Raw genomic sequence first — 14,901 nt, forward strand, 5'->3', positions numbered from 1 at the left:
TGGTCTGTGACTTGGCTCGTTACTCCGTAGCATGAAAATTTATTGGTCCGTTTCTCAGCCGCCTTAGCGCCTCAGGGGTCGAAATAGCCGAATCTGTCGGTGAAGTATCTTGAGAGACGTTCGCACGACCGCGTTCGGTATCGCGAAGCACCGAGACCGGTAGAAACGGCCGATTTCGTCCGTCCGTGGCGTCGGTTACGGGAGAAGTCCGAACGTCGCGATTTCCTTATAAAAGAAACGTGCCAATCGCGGCTGCGCGGTCAGCGTATATCTGCGACGAAAAATGGAGTAGGACGCGACGTTACGTTCAGTTACCGACTACGGCGTATCGCCAGCAGTGCCGCCACCACGAGCGCGACGAGTGCGACGCCGACGCCGAAGCCGGGGATGCCGCCCCCGCCGCCTTCTTCGGTTGTCGTCTCCACCGTCGTCGTCTCCGCTTCGGTCGTGGTCGTAGTCGTCGTTGTCGTCGTTGTCGTTGTCGTCGTGGTCGTAGTCGTTGTCGTCGTCTGTACCGTCGTCGTCTCGTTGGCCGCGGGTCCGCCCGCCGCGAGCTGGCCTTCGACCAGCACCGCCTCGCTACTCACGTTGTAGTTCGGAACGAGCACCTGCGCCTCGGTTCCGTTCTCCACGTTCGGCAGGTCGAAGTTCACCGTCCAAGTCCCGTTCTGGTTCACGGTGGCCTCTTCTGTTCGCAGGAACGCGCTGGAACCGGAACTCTCGATGCGCACGTCGAACGTACTTCCCGGCGCGAGCGTCGAGTTACCGGAGACGGTGCCGCGTCCGAGCGCGACCCGAAGCGGCTGGTCGCCGGTCGCGTTCTGGAGCGTCACCTGCCGGTCGACGACGTTGAAGACCGTCGATACAGACCGGTTCTGCTGGACGTAGGGGTTCTCCTCGGTCATCGTGAACGTGACGTTGTACCGACCGTCGGTCTCCAACCCGTTGGTGTCCAGCAGCATGAAGAAGTGGTTGTTCTGCGGGTCGGTCACGAGCGTGACGTTGCGGGCCGGAATCGACTGGGCCTCCGCGTTCGGACCGAGGTTGGTCCGCTGGATGGACGCCTGCAGACCGAGCGACCGATTGGTCAGGTTGGCCGACTCCTGAAGGTACCCGTACAGTCCGGACCCGCTGACCTCGACGACCGCCCAGTCCCCGCGCGCGATGGTGTCGTCGCGGCTCACCGCGCTCAACAACTCGGAGACGCTACCGGGTTCGGCCGAATCCGGTGCGGTCCACACCGTCATCGACTGCAACGACGGTTCGTTCAGTATCAGGTTCGCCACGTCTGTCGGGGTGCCGTCTACGAGCGTCCGTACGCCGTACTGGCCCGCGTCGAGCGGCGTCGTCAACGGTTCGGTGTCGAGATTGTAGTCGATTATCTCGTCGCCCTCGGCCACGGTGAACCCGCCCGTCGGTGCGATGTTACGACCTGCGACGAACGTGTTGAGTCGGAGCGTAACCTGACCGTCGTTGTTCACGTCCCGAACGCGCACGGTCGCTTGGTAGTTCTTCTCCTGTGAGCCGACCGTGACGGTCGCGGTCTGCGTGCCGTTGAGTTGCACGGTGAAGGTCGCCACGTCCCCGCGCTGTTCGACGATTACGCTCTGGTTGAGGTTCGCGCCCTGTTGGCCCGGTTCGCGAACCTGAATCGTCGCGCGTGCGGTCACGTTCGTGTCCACCGGACTCACGACGATTTCGTACTCTCCGGGACTCACCGTACTGAAGTTGGCGTCGAGAGCGTCGCGCGGACCGGTCACGGGTCGAGACAGGACGACTTCCTGCTGGCCGTCGCCGTCGATGTCCGTCCGGTTGGCCGCGAATATCTCGGTGAGTTGCCCGGCACCGAGTTCGTCCGACCGGAGGACGACCCGGTACTGACCGCGGTTCGACCGGAGTTCCAAGTCTGTCAGCGCGCTATCGCCGGTCGCGGTCGTGACCGTCTCGTCCGAGAAACTGGCGTTCAGTGATTGGGCCGCTATCTCGAAACTCGGGTCGTTCGCCGTCGGCGTCTCCGCTATCGTCCCGTTGGCGAAGAACACGGGGGTCCCGTTCTCGTTCACCACCACGTACTGGCCGACGAGGTCGGACGTCTGAATCGTCGCTGCGCCCGACCCGTTTAGCAGGAACTCGGTGACCAACGTGCCGACGTTGCCCCCACCCGACTCGTCCCACTCGCGTAACTGCCACGTCTCGCTGGCGTTCTCCTCACCGGCCAGAACCAACAACTGCTGGCCCTGCCAGAACGTCTCCCCCGAGTCGAGTCGCTCCAACGTCGCGTCGTCCGCGGTCTGGGCCTGTACCCCCTTCGCGTCGGACGCCGCCCCGGCGAGGGCGGCCGGCCCGACGACCATCGCCGAAACTACCACTATCGTCAGCCAAACGCTCCGTAACTGATGTACTCGTGTCATGTGTAGACTCTCCAGTATTCGTTCGAATGGATGCCGTTGCCGACTCTACCCTCGTCCCCACCCAAGGCCGCGCGTAACGGTAGTGCCTCTCGGCAAAGAGAACAGCATGGCTAACAGCATATGCCTTGTGGGGAAATAGAGCATTTCAGCGCCTACGGAGGCTAAAAACGGCGTATTTAGGCGCAGATATATCGGTTACGGAGGAGTCCGTACGCTCGCCCTACTCGTCGCGTTCGAGAATCTCGATTTCGTGGCCGTCCACGTCCTTCGTGAAGGCGTAGCGGTTGTCACAAGATTCGGGGTCGCGGTAGTCCTCGGCGTCGCGTTCCATCAGCGTCGCCCAGTCGCCTTGGAGGTCGTCGGCGCGGACGGCGAGGTGGCCCCACGCGTCGCCCAACTCGTACGTCCGTCCGTCGTAGTTGTACGTGAGTTCGACCGCCATTGCCTCCTCGGCCGCGCCCTCGGGTTTCATGAAGTAGTTGGCGAAGGTGTCGGACTCCCAGCGACCGGTGTGTTCGTACTCCAGTTTTCGGGTGTACCATCCGAGCGCGGCGTCGGCGTCCTCGACGCGAATCATGGTGTGGTCGAGGCTCCAGCGCGCGCCGTGGTCTCGCTCGACGATTTCGATTTCGTGGCCGTCCGGGTCCTTCACGAAGGCGTAGGAGCCACCGCAGGAGTCGGGGTCGCGGTAGTCCTCGACGCCCTCGTCCATCAGTTGTTCGTAGGCGTCGTACACGTCGTCCACGCGCACGGCGATGTGGCCCCACGCGTCGCCCATCTCGTAGGTTCGGTCGTCGTGGTTGTACGTGATTTCGAGGAGCGCGCCCTCCTCGTGGACGTCCTCGGGACCGAGGTAGACGTTGGTGAAGGTGTCGGCCTCCCAGCGACCCTTCTCCTCGTAGTCGAGGTGGGTCCCGTACCAGTCGAGCGTCTCGTCGAGGTCCTCTACGCGCATCATCACGTGGTCGAGCGTGGCGTTCATGCGTTCGACGTTTGGGCGTTCGCGAGCGAAAAGGGTACCGTTCGCGGAAAGTCAGTTGGTCCATCACGCGTGGGCACGCGAACGACGACTATACACCGGGGACCCAGTGCGGTCCGAAGCTACTCACGGCCACAGTGCGGTCCGGAGGTCCGACCAGTGGAACCACCACGCTGCAATCCAGAGCAGGACCGACCCGACCGGAACCGCCAGCAACCCCGGCCGCGCCATCCCGAGCGCGAACCAGAAGTCGCTCGCGCCCGCGAGCGCCAGCAACCCGCCGGTCACTCGACGGTCCTCCCAGTCCGGACCGAACTGGCCGAGAACCGCGTTCCCGACCGCGAGCAGGTACAGCGAGACGGCGATAGGCCACGCGAGCAAGCGGTTCGGGAGTCCACTCGTGTAGACGAACAGGTAGTCGGGAAGCGTCGTGACGTGGACCGGGTCGAACGTCGCCAGCCCCCACGCGAACACGAAGTCGCCGGTCGAAAGGACCGTCCACGGAGCGAAGAAGAGTGCGAGTAGCGCGAGCAGTCGCCGGGGGTCGGTCGGCCGGTCCATCACTTCCGGACGACGAGTCGGAGCACGTCCTCGTCGGCGAGTTCGTGGCTCTTGCCGACCTGTTGCTCGTCGTGCTTGGCGCTCGGCCCGCTCACGCGGGCGAACCGGAACCGGTCTTCGAGTTCGCCGCCGAGTCGCCGCGCGGCGTCCCCGACCGTACTCCCCTTGGGGAGGACGAGCGGTTCGTCGCGGTCCACGCCTCGGCCCGGTTTGTCCATGTAGATGCGCATGAGACCGAGTTCCTGCCAGATGGACTCCTTGAGTGAGTCGAGACCCCGCTCGGCCTCGGCCGAGATGAAAATGGCCTCGTCGGGGTCGATATCATGCTCGCGGAGGTCCTCGTTGACGGTCTCGACGTAGTCGGGTTCGATGAGGTCCACCTTGTTGACCGTCACGATGGAGGGGATGTACTCGCGGTTGTCCATCACGCCGTCCACGAGACGGTCGATGTCCACCTGCTCGCGGATGGTCACGTCGGCGTTGACGTAGCCGTGTTCGCGCAGGACCTCCTTCACCACGTCCTCCGAGAGGTCCAAATCTACGCTCGACGTGACCCGGATGCCGCCCTTGCCCTTCTTCGATATCTTGACGCTCGGCGGCGACTGGTCGAGGCGAATCTTGTTCTCGTAGAGTTCCTTCTGCAGGCGCTCGTACTGGTCTATCTCGAAGACCGAGAGGACGAACACCACAAGGTCCGCGGCGCGGACGACCGACAGGACCTCTTGCCCGCCGCCGCGGCCGTGCGCCGCGCCCTCGATGAGACCGGGCACGTCGAGCAGTTGGATGTTCGCACCGTTGTACTGCAACATCCCGGGGTTGACGTTGAGAGTCGTGAACTCGTAGTCACCGACTTCGCTCTCGGCGGCAGTCAGCGAGTTCAGTAGGGTAGACTTCCCGACGCTCGGGAAGCCGACGAACGCGACGGTGGCGTCTCCGTGCTTCTCCACGTGGTACCCCTCGCCGCCGCCGGCGGAGGACTGGTTCTCGAGTTTCTCCTTCTTCTCCGCGAGTTTGGCCTTCAGCCGTCCGATGTGCGCCTCCGTGGACTTGTTGTACGGAGTCTCGGCTATCTCCTCGCGGAGGTCCTCGATTTCTTCCTCCAGTCCCATTACCAGTGAGTCGGCCGTGCGCGCCGAAAAAGCCTTTCTTTCTGTGGAGGGGCCACCGACGCGTCTTCTCGCACTTCGACACGTTAATATGCCGGTAGAGAACACCTCGCAAACGACGATGCCGGACCCCACCACGCTACGGGATAGCACTCAGTTCGTCCTCCCGGCCGAGGTGCTGGCCGGATTCCGGGAGGACCTCGACGAGCAGTTCACGCTGACGTTCTTCGAGGTGGACGCGAGCGGTCGCGGGTCCGGTCAGAGAGAGGGTAGCGACGCCACAGGAGCGACGGGCGGCAGCGGGGAACCCCGCGAAGGCGAGCGAGAAGACGCGGGCGACGAGACCAGTCGAAACGACGGCTACGTCCGCGTTATCGGGAGTCCAGTGGAAATCAAAGCCGCCAGCGAGTTTCTGAGCCGACACGGCGTGAGCGTCCGGTGAAAGTCCCGACGACCGAAAGATAAGCCTTAAAACTGCTCCGCGGGTTCGTTTAGGTATGGCTGAGACGATAGAAGTACTCGTTCCCGGCGGGCAGGCGGACCCCGGTCCGCCCCTCGGTCCGGAACTCGGACCGACCGCCGTCAACGTACAGGAGGTCGTCAACCAGATTAACGACCAGACCGAGGCCTTCGACGGTACCGAAGTCCCGGTGACCATCACCATCGAAGACGACGGTAGCTTCGAGATTGAAGTGGGCGTCCCGCCGACGGCGGCGCTCATCAAGGACGAGGCCGGTTTCGAAACCGGAAGCGGCGAACCCCAGAAGGACTTCGTCGCTGACCTCTCCATCGACCAAGTGAAGAAGATTGCCGAGCAGAAACATCCGGACCTGCTCGCGTACGACACGAAGAACGCCGCGAAGGAGATAGTCGGCACCTGCGCTTCGCTCGGCGTCACCATCGAGGGAGACGACGCCCGCGAGTTCAAGGAGAAGGTGGACGCTGGCGAGTACGACGACGTGTTGCTCGACGAAGCCGCAGCGTAACCTCGATTCCTTTCGTTCCTGCTTTCTACCTCACCCGGTAGCCGTTGGGCCGTCGCCCGCGCGAACGACTCGTCGGCAGGTGACCCTATCGGCGAACGCCCCCTATCCGGAGACCCTCTAGTCGCTGGTGGGGAGGGAGCGGGGAAAAGAGCGTACGTATAGAAGAGAACCGAGCGCAGAGAAGAGCGTCCATCGAGAAGAACGGACCTACATTTCTCGTCGAGACGATTCGGCCCGGACCGAGCGACTACTGGCCGACCTCTCTCGCGTGGAGGTTCGAGGAGCGCGTCGCGCGAAACAGGTCGGGTTCACGTTCGCGTGTGCATCGCAGCAGCGGGTCCAGTTCCTCGCCGCCGTCTGCGAGTTCCACCGTACCGCTCTCGCGGTCGTACTCGACTACGGACGCCTCGGATAGTTTCGGCAGGTGGGCGTGAACCAGCGAGGTCTCGACCGCACTCGGGTCCGTCTCGTCGCGTTCGTCCGACTGCCACGCAGCGATGCGCCGAGCGAGTTCCGCGACGGACGTTCGGCCGTTGCGCTTCAGGGTGTAGAGGACGCCGCGGCGGCGGGCGTCTCGGAGGAGGTCAAAAGCCACGCTTACGTCATCGACTGACTCGGTTCGCTGTTGGTCCGACATACAGGACCATCCTGGTTCCGGGGGTACATTAACCGGATACTCACTCCCGTCGATTGCAACGAGTTCGTTCCGACCGTTGCAACTGTTTCAATGCTTGATTACTATTTTTTATACTCCGATGGACTCCGCCACGACCGACCGAGGGGCGTCTCGCCGCGACCGGTTCCAACCCGTACCTCTTTAACCTATCAGGAACCGAACGTCGGGTAATGCTCGCGGGAACAAACGTCGCGCTCGGGGTGACGGGTAGCATCGCGGCGGTGAAGGTAGTCGAGTTGGCGCACGAACTCCAGCGGCGCGGCGCGTCGGTCCGAGCGGTGACGACCGAGAGCGCACGCGGCATCGTCCACCCGTGGGCGGTCGAATTCGCCACCGGAAACCCGGTCGTCACCGAGATTACGGGACAGGTCGAACACGTCGAGTTGTGCGGCCGCGACGGGTGGGCCGACGTACTGCTCGTCGCGCCCGCGACCGCGAACACGGTGGGCAAGATTGCCGGAGCCATCGACGACACACCGGTCACGACCTGCGCGACCACCGCGCTCGGCGCGGGCGTGCCGGTCGTCGTCGCGCCCGCGATGCACGAACCGATGTACGACCACCCCGGCGTCCTCGACGCCATCGAACGCGTCGAGTCGTGGGGCGTCGAGTTCGTGGACCCCCGAATCGAGGAGGGGAAGGCCAAAATCGCCACCGTAGACACCATCGCGCTCGACGTCGCGCGCGCCACGTCGCCCGACCTATTCGGGGGAAGGAACGTCGTGGTCACGAGCGGCGCGACCAGCGAACCCATCGACCCGGTGCGCGTGCTGACCAACCGCGCGTCGGGCAAGACCGGCCGGGCGGTCGCGCGCGCCTGCTACGCCCTCGGCGCGGACGTGACGCTGGTCCAGCAGGGCGGCGACGTGCCCTACGCCGAAGTCGCGCAGGTCGAGACGGCGGCGGAGATGACCGAAGCGGTCCTCGACCGAGTGACGGCCGGAGCCGCCGACGCACTCGTCTCGGCCGCGGCCATCGCCGACTACACCGTCGAGACCGCCGACGAGAAGATTCGCTCGGGACAGGACCTCACGCTCGACCTGTCGCCGACGCCGAAACTCATCGACGAAGTGCGGGACGCCAGCGACGTCCCCATCGTCGGGTTCAAGGCCGAGACCTCCGGCGACGACGAGGCGATGGTCGCCGAGGCCCGCGAGACGCTCGAACGCGCGGCCCTCTCGTTCGTGGTCGCCAACGACGCCAGCGTGATGGGCGACGACCGGACGCGGACGCTGTTCGTGCGCGAGAACAGCGTCCGGGAGTACGAGGGGACGAAGGCGGCGCTGGGGTGGCGAGTGGCAGAGGAGTTGGCGACTGAACTGTCGCAGTAGTTCTGGGGTTTCGACGGACTTCGAGAATCGGAGTCGCGGGGTCAGTCCGACCCGGGTTCGTCTACCTCTTCGGGCCACTCGGCCTCTTTCCCGAAGAACGGCACGCCCATCTTGTGGGCCGACCGGGAGATGAGGTGGGACCCGGTCGGCGCGGTGATGAACAGGAAGAGGATGCCGACCAGCGAGGTCAGGCCCGCGCCCTGCGGGCCGTAGTAGGCGAACGCCGCGAGGAACATCGAAGACGCCCCCAGCGTGGTCGCCTTGCTGCTGGCGTGCATTCGGTTGTACACGTCGGGGAACCGGAGCAGGCCGACAGTGCCGACCAGCAGGAAGAACCCCCCGACGGCGACGAGCGCCGCGACGACGAACTGTTGAATCACGTTCATTCGATGATGTCACCCTCGATTACGTACTGACTCACTGCGATAGTGCTGATGAACCCGATGATGGCGAGGACGAGACCCACCGTGACGAACAGGCCTTGGCCGGTCGCGACCGCGAACAGCGCCGCGATGGCCACGACGTTCGTCGCGATGGTGTCGAGCGCGACCACCCGGTCGGGGACCGTCGGTCCGCGGATGACTCGATAGCCCGCCAACAGGGTGAGCGCGGCGGTGAGGACGAGCGCGCTGTTCACGACCGTCCCGAGCAGTTCACTCGCCATCGGACTCACCTCCCTTGGACGTGTCGGCGTCCTCCGAGGTCCGGGACGTGTCGAGTCGCTCGCCGCCGTCCGCGCGTCCGCCGCGGGACGGGAGCGGGACCTCCGGCACGGGGTCGCCGGGCTTGCGGTCCTCGTCGAAGATGACCAGCGCGTAGTCCTCCCACGTCCGGATGGGTTCGACCACGGCCTCGCGGTTCCGGCCGGTGATACCGTGCACGTACAGCGTGTTGGTCTCGTCGTCGTAGTCCATGGTGAGCGTGCCGGGTGTCAGGGTGATGGAGTTGGCAATCGTCGTGATGGCCGCGTCGGTCTCGACCCGGAGCGGGACGACCACCACGTCGGGGTCGATGGGCATGCTCGGCGCGAGGACGCGGTACGCGACGTCGAAGTTCGCGGTCGCCAGTTCCTTGAGGAACACGCCGACGTAGAGCAGCGCGTAGGGTGCCGCCCGGAGGTTCCGCGTGAGAGAGGTCCGCTCGGTGTAGAACCGTCGGAACGCGAACGCGACCGGCAGCCCCAGCGCAAGACCGATGAGGAACTCGCCGAGGACGGCGGCCGGGTCGAGCGAGACGCCGCGGACGAACAGCCAGAGCACCGCTAGCAGGACGCCGATGACCGGCCACTTCCGGGGCTTCACGCGTGACCACCTCCGTTACCGAGGACGGCCTCGACGTACTCCTGTCTGTCGAGCGCGGCGTGCGCGCCCGCCTCGGCGGCTCGCATCACCACGTCGAAGCCGACGCCGAGGACCGCGATGGCCAGCGCGAGTGCCACCACGACCGCGACCAGCGAGAACTTCGCCTCGCCGTGCTGGACCAGCAGCGGCGGGTCGCCCCAGAAGCCGCGGGTCCACGCTCGGGAGAAGTACGCGATGGTCAGAATCGCGCCGAACAGCGCGACTCCCAACGCGAGCCACGACTCGACTCGGCCCGCCGCGTCGAACACGAGCATCTTGCCGAAGAAGCCCGACAGCGGCGGGATGCCGATGAGCGCGAGCGCGCCGACGAAGAACCCGCCCGAGAGCCACGGCGCGGTCTCGGTCAGGCCGCCGAGGTCGGGGAACTGCTCGGAGCCGACCGCGTCGTACACTGCGCCGCTGGCCATGAACAGCAGGCTCTTGGCGAATCCGTGGTTCAGGGCGTAGACCAGCGCGGCCGCGACGCCGAGGACGCGAATCTCCTCGGTCGGCGCGGTCGCCGCGATGGCCAGCGGTAGGACGATGAACCCGACCTGTCCGATGGACGAGTACGCGAGCAGACCGTCGATGTCGTCGCGACCGACCGCGCCGACGCCGCCGACGATGATGCTCGCGGCCGCCATCACGAACAGAATCGGGCCGTAGAACGCCAGCAGCGCGCTCCCGTCGTCCGGGACCGCGAAGCCCGGGAGCGACACTCCCGAGAGCGCGGCCGCGCCGAACACCGTGAAGTACACGCGGATGATGGCGTAGACGCCCACTTTCTTGACGACACCGGCCAGCATCGCTGAGACCGGCGCGGGCGCGGCGCGGTACGCCGCAGGCACCCAGAACTGGAACGGCGCGAGTCCGGCCTTCAGCGCGAAGACGGCGAACAGCAGCGCCGACAGGCCGAGGACCGGGGCGATTCCCCCGTCCGCGAGACCGTACGCGGCCGGGTTGGCCACGCGCCGGGAGAGGTCGGCCATGTTGAGCGTCCCGGTGGTTGCGTAGAGACCGCCGATGGCGAGCAGCATGACCGCGCTCCCGACGAGGTTGAGGACCACGTAGTGGAGCGCGGCGCGGGTGTGTTCCGGACCGCTGTAGAACACCACGAGGACGTAACTCGACATCAGCATCACCTCGAACCAGACGAACAGGTTGAAGATGTCGCCGGTGAGGAACGACCCCGTGACCCCGACCAGCATGAAGTGGAACAGGGGATGGTAGGAGACCCGCTGACCGTACGTATCGACGTAGCTTGCCGAGAAGACGAGCGCCGCGAGGGCGACGACCGCCGAGAACGCGAGCATGAACGCCGACAGGGAGTCGGCCACGAGCGTGATGCCGAACGGGGCCTGCCACCCCGATAGCTGGTAGCTGAACACCTCGGTCGCGCCGAGCGGGTCCACCTTCGAGACCAGCCACGCGACCGCCCCGAGGTAGCCAAGACCGCCGAGCAGGCTGAGCGTGACCTGAACCCGGTCGAACCGCCGGGTCACCAGGGTGGCGATTGCGGTGAGCATCGCCACGAGGAGCGGTGCGACGACGAACTGCTGGCTCATGCGCTATCACCCAGTTCGAGGAGGTCGATGGTTCCGTGTTCCTCGTACACCCGGTACGTGAGGACGAGCGCGAACGCTGTCGTCCCGAACCCGATGACGATGGCGGTCAGCACGAGCGCCTGCACCAGCGGGTCCGTGACGGCGTGTTCGCCGCCGTGCCCGCCGTGTCCGAGGATGGGGACGCTCCCGGAGAGACCGCCCATCGTCACGAGGTAGACGTTCGCCGACTGGCTGATGATGGTGACGCCCCACACGACTCGGACCACGTCCCGGCGCAGGACGAGGAACGTCCCGAGCGCGAACAGCACGCCCAACACGGCGGCGAGGACGTACTGGGTCATTCGGTTCCCACCACCGCGAGAATCGTGAGTAGCGCGCCGACCACGACGAAGTAGACGCCGAGGTCGAACGCGAGCGCGCTCGCCACCTCGAACTCGCCGTAGACGGGGAGGTGGTGGAACACCCAGAACGTCTGGTAGAGGAAGTTGTGGCCGAACAACAGCGGGACGAGACCCGCGACGGCGGCCACGCCCAGTCCTACCCCGAAGGCGAGTTGGTAGTTCTCCACGATGCCGTGTTCGACCGACTCCAGCAGGGGTTCGCGGTTCTGGTGGAGCAACTCCTCTTCGAGGTAGTCCAGCCCGTAGATGATGTATATCAGGGCGAACGCGGTCACTGTCAACACCCCGCCGATGAACCCGCCGCCGGGGAGGTTGTGGCCCTGCAACAGCAGGGCGAGGGCGGTCACGAGGATAAGCGGTACCACTGTTCGGGTCACGGTTCGTGCGATTACCGTACTCATTGAGTCTCACCTCGCTCTCGCATGGCGACCAGCGTCAGCACCGAGAGGGCGGCCATCGCGACGACCGATATCTCGCCCATCGTGTCGAACGCTCGGAAGTCCACGAGGATGACGTTCACGATGTTGTGGCCGCCGGCCTCTTCGATGGTCACCGCCGGGTCGGTGAAGAAGTGGGTGATGCTATCGGGCGTGGCCGCGGTCGAGACCAACACGGTCACGAACACGGTCGCACCGACGACCGCCGAGAGGACGCCGTCGCGCATCAGTTTCCCGCGGCCCGCGTTCCCGTAGAACGCCGGCAGTTTGTCGAGGACCATCAGGAAGATGACCAGCGTGAGGGTCTCGACGACCAACTGGGTCAGCGCGAGGTCAGGGGCGGACGCGAGGACGTAGAACACCGCGACCATGAACCCCAGAATCGAGAGGGTCAGCACGCCCGAGATGTGCGAGGGCGCGATGGACACCGCAATCGCGCCGACGATGGCGACCCCCAGTACGAGCGCGATGGGGGCCGTGACTGCGAAGTTCGTGAACTCGGGCAGCGAGACGCTCGTCGCGGCGTAGCCGGAGAGCGCGAGCGCCGCGACGGCAGCCATCGCCCACGTCACGTAGGTCCGCAGTAGGCCGTTCTGGACGACCCCGCTCGCCGTGTCGCTCCAGTCGTTCAGACCGAAGACCGCCGAGTCGTAGTACCAGTTGGCGCGCAGGGCGTCCACGTCGGTCAGGCGGTTCACGCCGCGGTGAAGCCGACCGTAGAACGGGTAGGCCGCCGCGCCGACGACGAGCGTAATCGCGCTCATCGCCACTGCGGGAGTGAGGTGGGTCGGGAAGTAGTAGTGGAAGCCGCCGTGGAGGTCGGACTCCGGCGGGAGCGTACTCGCCCAGATTTCCTCGACGAAGTGGTCGAACGGCGCGAAGTGGATTCCGAACGTGCCGAGGACGCCGCCGAGGCTGATGAGGCCCGCGAGGACGCCGAGCAGGAGCGGCGGCGCGAGCATCGTCGTCGGCGGCGAGTGGACCTTGTGGAGGCCCGTCGGCTTCTCGCCGAAGAACAGCATCAGGAACCGGATGGAGTAGAGGAAGGTGAAGATACTCCCGAACACCGCGACCGCGGGGTAGAGCCACGCGAGTCCGCCCGCGTGCGCGGCGGCCTCCCACGCGGCCTTGAACAGGAGTTCCTTGGAGTAGAAGCCGTTGAACGGCGGGACTCCGGCCATCCCGAGCGCCGCGACGGCCGTGATGCCCGCGGTTATCGGGAGGTCGTCTTTCAACCCGCCCAGATTCTCTATCTTGCGCGTCCCGGCCTCGTGGGCGATGATGCCGGCCACGAGGAACAGCGCGGCCTTGAACGCCGCGTGGTTGACGATGTGGAACGCGCCGGTCTCACCCCCGAGTTCGGAGACGAAGCCGAACCCGGCCACGATGAGACCGAGGTGGCTGGCGGTCGAGTACGCCAGCAGTTCCTTGATGTCGGTCGCGCCGACCGCCAGAATCGCGGCGACCGTCATCGTCGTCAGACCGAGAACGGCGAACAGCAACTGCCACTCCTCGCCGACCAGAATCGGTCGGAAGCGCCCGAGGAGGTAGACGCCCGCCTTCACCATCGTGGCCGAGTGGAGGAACGCCGAGACCGGGGTGGGTGCCTCCATCGCGTTCGGCAGCCAGATGTGGAGCGGGACCTGCGCGGACTTGGCGGCCGCGCCGATGCCGAGGAGTCCGAGGACGGGCAGGAACAGCCCCGCCTCACGGAGTTGCTCCTGCACTAGCTCGGCGTGCTCCAGCATCCAGACGATGCTGAACGCGTTCGCCCCGGAGGTCACGTCGAGCAGCACGTCGTGCAGCAGCAGGAACCCCACGAGCATGAACAGACCGCCCGAGACGGTGATGAGCATCGACTTGCGGGCGGCGTACTGCGAGCTTTTCTGTCGCTGGTAGTGACCGATGAGGACGAACGACGAGAGACTGGTCAGTTCCCAGAAGACGAACAGTGCGATGAGGTCGGCGGCGAACGCCACGCCGAGCATCGACCCCATGAACGCGAGCAGCGCGGCGTAGTACTTGGCCTGTGCCGGTTCGCCGTGCATGTAGCCGCCGGAGTAGGTGAGGATGAGGACGCCGACGCCGCTGGCGAGGAAGCCGATGAGCAGCGAGAGGCCGTCGACGTAGAGACTCACCGAGACCCCGAGCGAGGGAATCCACGGGACCGAAATCGCGCCGTGCGTGCCGTACTGGCTGGCCACGAGACCGAAGCAAGCCAGCGCCACCGCGGCCGCGTAGTAGGCGGTGCGCTCGCCCAGTACGCGGTAGACGAACGGCACCAGCGCGGCGGCCACGAACGGCAGGAACACGACGGCGAGTACCGCCGACGCTGCCGGGTCCGGTGTCGGTTGCACGTGCGAGACTCGCCCCGGACCGGACTTAACAGTTCTCAAATTTGGGTCGCGGTCACGGGGTCGCCCACAAGCACGCCCGTGGGCGAGACACGTTTCAATTATTACGGACCAAGTGCGCCAAAAGCTACAGACCCCGTAGAGGGGCGGTCCCACGGCGTAGAGAATCCCTCGCACGGTAGCCACGCGATTCCGTCAGCTTTTATTGTCGTGTCGAGTACCCCCAACATGGATAAACTGAGGCAGTCGCTGCTCGACGCGCCAATCATCGAGAAAGACGGGTACCACTACTTCGTACACCCCATCAGCGACGGGATTCCGATGCTGGAACCCGGCCTGCTTCGAGAGATAGTCATCCAGATTATCCGGAAGGCCGAACTGGAGGACGTGGACAAAATCGTCACGCCCGCGGCGATGGGCATCCACATCTCCACTGCGGTGTCGCTGATGACCGACATCCCGCTGGTGGTCATCCGCAAGCGCGAGTACGGACTGGAGGGCGAAGTCGCGCTCTCCCAGCAGACGGGCTACTCCGAGAACGAGATGTACGTCAACAACGTCCACGACGGTGACCGGGTCCTCCTCCTCGACGACGTTCTCAGCACGGGCGGGACGATGAAGGCAATCACCGAAGCGCTCGAACACATCGGCGCGGACGTGGCCGACGTGCTCGCGGTCATCAAGAAGGAAGGGCCGAACGAACTCGACGACACCGACTACGACGTGAAGACGCTCATCAACGTGGACGTGCGAG

At 65.4% G+C, this 14,901-nt stretch carries 16 protein-coding genes; 4 read left to right on the forward strand and 12 right to left on the reverse strand.

The window, feature by feature from the left end; all coding sequences use genetic code 11:
• Window positions 1-311 precede the first annotated feature (311 nt).
• From FXF75_RS21795 to FXF75_RS21810, 4 genes are all read right to left on the reverse strand, one after another.
• Window positions 312-2,411, reverse strand: coding sequence for a BGTF surface domain-containing protein (locus FXF75_RS21795; protein WP_163524171.1), 2,100 nt, complete (start codon window positions 2,409-2,411; stop codon window positions 312-314).
• A gap of 220 nt (window positions 2,412-2,631) precedes the next feature.
• Complete coding sequence (locus FXF75_RS21800) at window positions 2,632-3,393, reverse strand: VOC family protein (RefSeq protein ID WP_163524172.1); 762 nt, start codon at window positions 3,391-3,393, stop codon at window positions 2,632-2,634.
• 123 nt (window positions 3,394-3,516) lie between these two features.
• A complete protein-coding gene (locus tag FXF75_RS21805; protein ID WP_163524173.1) occupies window positions 3,517-3,951 on the reverse strand; it encodes a TIGR04206 family protein in 435 nt (144 codons plus the stop codon).
• Window positions 3,951-5,060, reverse strand: a complete 1,110-nt coding sequence (locus FXF75_RS21810; RefSeq protein ID WP_163524174.1) for a GTP-binding protein — start codon at window positions 5,058-5,060, stop codon at window positions 3,951-3,953. Before FXF75_RS21810 ends, FXF75_RS21805 begins: the two co-directional genes overlap by 1 nt.
• A gap of 118 nt (window positions 5,061-5,178) precedes the next feature.
• Between FXF75_RS21810 and FXF75_RS21815 the strand changes: the two genes are divergently transcribed.
• Complete coding sequence (locus FXF75_RS21815) at window positions 5,179-5,499, forward strand: hypothetical protein (RefSeq protein ID WP_375335563.1); 321 nt, start codon at window positions 5,179-5,181, stop codon at window positions 5,497-5,499.
• Window positions 5,500-5,554: 55 nt separating this feature from the next.
• The gene (locus FXF75_RS21820; RefSeq protein WP_163524175.1) at window positions 5,555-6,043 is read left to right on the forward strand and encodes a 50S ribosomal protein L11; all 489 of its coding nucleotides are present in this window, start codon (window positions 5,555-5,557) and stop codon (window positions 6,041-6,043) included.
• A gap of 247 nt (window positions 6,044-6,290) precedes the next feature.
• Here FXF75_RS21820 and FXF75_RS21825 read toward each other — a convergent pair whose 3' ends face one another.
• A complete protein-coding gene (locus FXF75_RS21825; protein WP_163524176.1) occupies window positions 6,291-6,638 on the reverse strand; it encodes a hypothetical protein in 348 nt (115 codons plus the stop codon).
• Window positions 6,639-6,889: 251 nt separating this feature from the next.
• Here FXF75_RS21825 and coaBC point away from each other — a divergent pair, with 251 nt between their 5' ends.
• Window positions 6,890-8,050, forward strand: a complete 1,161-nt coding sequence (gene coaBC / locus FXF75_RS21830; RefSeq protein ID WP_163524177.1) for a bifunctional phosphopantothenoylcysteine decarboxylase/phosphopantothenate--cysteine ligase CoaBC — start codon at window positions 6,890-6,892, stop codon at window positions 8,048-8,050.
• 41 nt (window positions 8,051-8,091) lie between these two features.
• On the opposite strand, the gene mnhG is transcribed toward coaBC, so the two are convergent.
• The 7 genes from mnhG to mbhE are packed head-to-tail and all read right to left on the reverse strand — an operon-like array spanning window position 8,092 to window position 14,150.
• Window positions 8,092-8,436, reverse strand: a complete 345-nt coding sequence (gene mnhG, locus FXF75_RS21835) for a monovalent cation/H(+) antiporter subunit G (protein ID WP_163524178.1) — start codon at window positions 8,434-8,436, stop codon at window positions 8,092-8,094.
• A complete protein-coding gene (locus FXF75_RS21840; protein ID WP_163524179.1) occupies window positions 8,433-8,714 on the reverse strand; it encodes a monovalent cation/H+ antiporter complex subunit F in 282 nt (93 codons plus the stop codon). Before FXF75_RS21840 ends, mnhG begins: the two co-directional genes overlap by 4 nt.
• Window positions 8,704-9,351, reverse strand: a complete 648-nt coding sequence (locus FXF75_RS21845; RefSeq protein ID WP_163524180.1) for a Na+/H+ antiporter subunit E — start codon at window positions 9,349-9,351, stop codon at window positions 8,704-8,706. Before FXF75_RS21845 ends, FXF75_RS21840 begins: the two co-directional genes overlap by 11 nt.
• On the reverse strand, window positions 9,348-10,955 hold the full coding sequence (locus FXF75_RS21850) for a complex I subunit 5 family protein (protein ID WP_163524181.1): 1,608 nt from the start codon (window positions 10,953-10,955) through the stop codon (window positions 9,348-9,350). The genes FXF75_RS21845 and FXF75_RS21850 overlap by 4 nt, the downstream gene beginning before the upstream one ends.
• Window positions 10,952-11,296, reverse strand: a complete 345-nt coding sequence (locus FXF75_RS21855) for a sodium:proton antiporter (protein WP_163524182.1) — start codon at window positions 11,294-11,296, stop codon at window positions 10,952-10,954. The genes FXF75_RS21850 and FXF75_RS21855 overlap by 4 nt, the downstream gene beginning before the upstream one ends.
• Window positions 11,293-11,757: an MnhB domain-containing protein gene (locus tag FXF75_RS21860; protein WP_163524183.1), complete on the reverse strand. Its 465-nt coding sequence runs from the start codon at window positions 11,755-11,757 to the stop codon at window positions 11,293-11,295. Before FXF75_RS21860 ends, FXF75_RS21855 begins: the two co-directional genes overlap by 4 nt.
• Window positions 11,754-14,150 carry a hydrogen gas-evolving membrane-bound hydrogenase subunit E gene (mbhE, locus tag FXF75_RS21865; RefSeq protein ID WP_163524184.1) on the reverse strand — a complete coding sequence of 799 codons (2,397 nt, stop codon included), beginning with the start codon at window positions 14,148-14,150 and terminating at the stop codon, window positions 11,754-11,756. Before mbhE ends, FXF75_RS21860 begins: the two co-directional genes overlap by 4 nt.
• 225 nt (window positions 14,151-14,375) lie before the next feature.
• Here mbhE and hpt point away from each other — a divergent pair.
• Window positions 14,376-14,901 (forward strand): hypoxanthine/guanine phosphoribosyltransferase (hpt, locus tag FXF75_RS21870; protein ID WP_163524185.1); only part of this gene is annotated, 526 nt, incomplete at its 3' end.

Origin of the sequence: Halorussus sp. MSC15.2, from assembly GCF_010747475.1 — an archaeon.
GTDB lineage: Archaea > Halobacteriota > Halobacteria > Halobacteriales > Haladaptataceae > Halorussus.